Genomic DNA, 4,090 nt, shown 5'->3' on the forward strand with positions numbered 1-4,090 from the left:
GCGGGAATGCTTCCCGCCGCGACATCCGTTGCCCGCGCTCTCGGTCTGTTCGGGTCAGCCGAGTTTCGCGAGCCGCTTCGCGCGTGCCGCGCGCGAGACCTGGGCGACGATCACGAGCACCAGGGCGAAGAGGAACACGGCGGAGGCGATGACGTTCGCCTCGGCCGGGATGCCCCGCGACGCCGAGATGTAGATGTACTTCGGGAACGTCGAGACGGCGCCCGAGTTGAAGTTCGTGATGATGAAGTCGTCGAAGCTGAGCGCGAACGACAGCAGCGCGGCCGCGACGATGCCGGGCAGCAGCAACGGGAACGTCACTCGCCAGAACACCTGCGAGGGCGAACCGTAGAGGTCGCGGCCGGCCTCTTCGAGTGCCGGGTCGAGGCTCGCGACACGGGCCTTGACGGTCACCACCACGAAGCTGATGCAGAACATCGTGTGCGCCAGGATGATCGTCGTCATGTCTTTCGCGACGCCGACGGCGAGGAACTGCGCCGCGAGGCCCGCACCGAGTACGACCTCTGGCGTCGCCATCGGCAGGAAGAGCAGCAGGCTGATCGCCCCGCGGGCGCGGAACCGGTAACGCACGAGGGCGATCGCGATCATCGTGCCGAGGGCCGTCGCGATGACGGTCGCGGCGATGCCGATGACGATGCTGTTGCCGAACGCCTCGCATACGGCGCCGCCCTCGACCGTGCACACGTTCATCCACTTGTCGAGGGTGAAGCCGCGCCAAGCGATGTTCGACTTGATCGAGTCGTTGAACGAGAACACGAAGGTGTACGCGATCGGGATGAGCAGGAACACGAAGGCGATGATCGTGTAGGCCGGCAACAGCCAGTCGCCGAGTCCGAGCCGACGCGACCGCACTCGGCGCTGCGGGCCGTTCTCGAGCTGCTCGCTCTCGCTGAATCCGCCGAGGACGGCGGCCGCCTGGACTTCTCCGCTCACAGCAGGTCCTCCGTTCCGGCTCGTTTGACGTAGACGCCGACGAGCACGAGGATCGCGGCCATCAGGATGATCGAGAGCGCCGCGGCGGCCGGGTAATTCAGCAGCACGAGGAAGTTCGCCTCGATCACGTTGCCCATCATCTGCGTGTCGGGCCCGCCGAGGAAGTCACGGCTCGCGTTCACGTAGTCGCCCGCGGCGGGGATGAAGGTGAGCAGCGTGCCCGCGACGATGCCGGGCATCGACAGCGGGATGGTGACCTTGCGGAAGACCGTGAACGGGTTCGCGTACAGGTCGCTGCCCGCCTCGAGGTAGCGCAGGTCGAGTCGCTCGAGCGTCGTGTACAGCGGCAGCGTCATGAACGGGATGAAGTTGTACGTGAGGCCGAAGATCACCGCGAACGGCGTGCCCGTGAAGTGCGCGTCGGGCGCCATGAGCGAGAGCGCCTTCAGCGAGGTGATCACGAACGACTCGTCGGAGAGGATCTGCTTCCACGCGAGGGTGCGCAGCAGGAAGCTGATGAAGAACGGGGCGATCACGAGCACGAGCATGAGCCCCTGCAGCATCGGCCAGCGCCGCGCCTTCACACCGATGAAGTACGCGAGCGGATAGCTGAAGAGCAGCGCGAACACCGTGGCCGCGAGCGCGTACCCGAAGGAACGCACGATGTGCGGCCAGTACTCGCCCATCACGGTCACGTAGTTCTGCCAGTTGAAGGCGTATTCGAACTGGCCGATGTCGCCGAACTCGGTCGGCGCCTGCAACGAGGTGAGCAGGAGCGAGATGAGCGGCGTGACGAAGAACAGCACGAGGTAGAGCAGACCGGGAAGCAGCAGGAACAGCGCGATCCTGCTGCGCTTCCTCGGCGCCTGCGGCACGACCTCTGCGGTCTGGAAGGCGGCGAAGGCCATGCTCAGCCCTCCTCGAGCTCCGCGACGAGCGCCTCACGGCGCTGCGCGGCGATCGAGGTGGTGTCGTCGTCGGCGGGGAAGCGGCCCTCGGCCTCGGGCACGTCTTCGAGCCCGAATCCGTGCTCGACGGGCCACGAGACCCACACCTCGGCGCCCTCGGCGACGATCGGCCCCGTACCCGTGTTCTGCGCGAACACCGTCACGGTGCCCGCCGTGGGAAGCGCGACGATGTACTGCGTGCTCACGCCAGAGAACGAGACATCGATGACCCGGCCGGGGCCGAGGGAGTTGTGGTCGGATGTCGCGGCCGGCGCCTCTCGAAGGAGCGTGACCTTCTCGGGGCGCACCCCGATCGTGACCCGGCCCTGGTGACGTTGCGCCCGTGCCGTGGGCACGATGAGGCGTGCACCGCCGATGTCGACCGAGATCGCGGCATCCGTCGATGCGATGACGTCACCCGTGAACAGGTTCGACTGGCCGAGGAAGTTCGCGACGAACGACGTGCGCGGAAGCTCGTAGAGCACCGCGGGGGCGCCCATCTGCTCGATCGCACCCTTGTTCATGACCGCGACCGTGTCGGCCATGGTCATGGCCTCCTCTTGATCGTGGGTGACGTGCAGGAAGGTGAGGCCGACCTCCTCCTGGATCGTCTTCAGCTCGAGCTGCATCTGTCGGCGCAGCTTCAGGTCGAGCGCACCGAGGGGCTCGTCGAGCAGGAGGAGCGCCGGGCGGTTGACGATCGCGCGTGCGAGCGCGACGCGCTGCTGCTGGCCGCCCGACAGCTGCGCCGGTCGACGCTGCGCGAGGTGGTCGAGCTCGACGAGGCGCAGCGCCTCGTGCGCCCGGCCCAGTGCGTCGCCGATGCGACGGCGCTTGAGCCCGAACGCGACGTTCTCGAGCACCGACATGTGCGGGAACAGCGCGTAGCTCTGGAACACCGTGTTGACGGGGCGCTCGTGCGCCTTCGTGCCCGTGACGTCGCGCCCGCCGATCAGGATGCGACCGGCGGTCGGCTCCTCGAGTCCCGCGACGAGCCGGAGCGTCGTCGTCTTGCCGCAGCCCGACGGGCCGAGCAGGGCGAAGAAGGAACCCGCCGGAATCGTGAGGTCGAGCTCCTCGATCGCCGTGAAGCCGGGGAACCGCTTCTGGATGCCGACGAGTTCGAGATCTGCGCCGCGTTCGGCGAACTCCCGTACCGACACGTTCACGCCCCCAGGAGGATGCTCTGGAACTGCGCCTGGTACTTCTGCTCTTCGGCGCCGTCGAGCGACCGGAAGATGTGCGCGTTCTCGAGGAAGGCCTCGTCGGGGAAGATGAGCTGGTTCTCTGCGAGCTCGGGGTCGATCGCGATGGCGGCCTCCTTCGCGCCGACGACGGGCGTGATGAAGTTCACCCACGCCGCGACCTCGGCCGCGACCTCGGGCTCGTAGTAGTAGTTCATGAGCGCCTCGGCGTTGGCCTTGCGCGGCGAGCCGATCGGAACGAGGAAGTTGTCGTTCCACAGCGTGCCGCCGGCGGTCGGGAGGGCGAACTCCCACTTGTCGCCGGCTTCGGCGTTGATCACGGTGATGTCGCCCGACCAGCAGATGGCGGCGAGCGTGTCTTCGCTCTTGAGGTCTTCGAGGTAGGAGTTGCCCTTGATGTTGCGCACCTGGCCGGACTCGACCTGCTCGCGGAGCACCTCGATGGCCGCGTCGAACTCCTCGTCGCCCCAGTCGCCCGCGATGTCGACGCCGTTCTGCTGCAGGATGAGCCCCATCGTGTCGCGCATCTCGGAGAGCACGCCGACCCGACCCTTGAGCTCGGAGTTCCACAGGTCTTCGACGGACTCGATGCCGCCGGGGATCGCCTCTTTGTTCCAGCAGATGCCGGCGAACCCGCCCTGCCACGGCAGCGAGTTGACGCGCCCCTTGTCGAAGTCGGGGTCGCGCAGCGCCGGGCTGAGGTTCACGATGTTCGGGATGTTGTCGTGGTTGAGCTCTTGCGTGTACCCGAAGCGGATCCAGCGGGCGGCCATCCAGTCGGTGAGCACGGCGGTGTCGGCGCCAATGTCCTTGCCGAGCGCGAGCTGGTCTTTCACCTTGCCGTAGTACGTGTTGTTGTCGTCGACGGCGACCTCGTAGTTCACGGTGATGCCGGTCTGCTCGGTGAAGCGTTCGAGCGTCGGGTAGGCACCGCTGTCGTCTTCGTCGATGTACGCCGCCCAGTTCGCCCAGTTCACGGTCTTGTCG

4 protein-coding genes are annotated in these 4,090 nt (G+C 67.0%); all 4 read right to left on the minus strand.

Annotation, left to right across the window (positions count from 1 at the left end; translation table 11 throughout):
• Nucleotides 1-54: 54 nt before the first annotated feature.
• The gene (locus tag ACWGST_RS16890) at nt 55-870 is read right to left on the minus strand and encodes an ABC transporter permease (RefSeq protein ID WP_452047830.1); all 816 of its coding nucleotides are present in this window, start codon (nt 868-870) and stop codon (nt 55-57) included.
• 77 nt (nt 871-947) lie between these two features.
• Nucleotides 948-1,859, minus strand: coding sequence for an ABC transporter permease (locus ACWGST_RS16895; protein WP_452047827.1), 912 nt, complete (start codon nt 1,857-1,859; stop codon nt 948-950).
• A gap of 2 nt (nt 1,860-1,861) precedes the next feature.
• A complete protein-coding gene (locus tag ACWGST_RS16900; protein WP_452047828.1) occupies nt 1,862-3,061 on the minus strand; it encodes an ABC transporter ATP-binding protein in 1,200 nt (399 codons plus the stop codon).
• 2 nt (nt 3,062-3,063) lie between these two features.
• Nucleotides 3,064-4,090, minus strand: a 1,027-nt coding sequence (locus tag ACWGST_RS16905) for an ABC transporter substrate-binding protein (protein ID WP_452047829.1), incomplete at its 5' end; no start/stop codon positions are given.

It is taken from the genome of Agromyces sp. NPDC055520, assembly GCF_053619715.1.

Excerpts from the sequence above, each read along its gene's own strand:
- ACWGST_RS16895 (WP_452047827.1), bottom strand. The coding sequence starts at position 1,859 with ATGGCCTTCGCCGCCTTCCAGACCGCAGAGGTCGTGCCGCAGGCGCCG.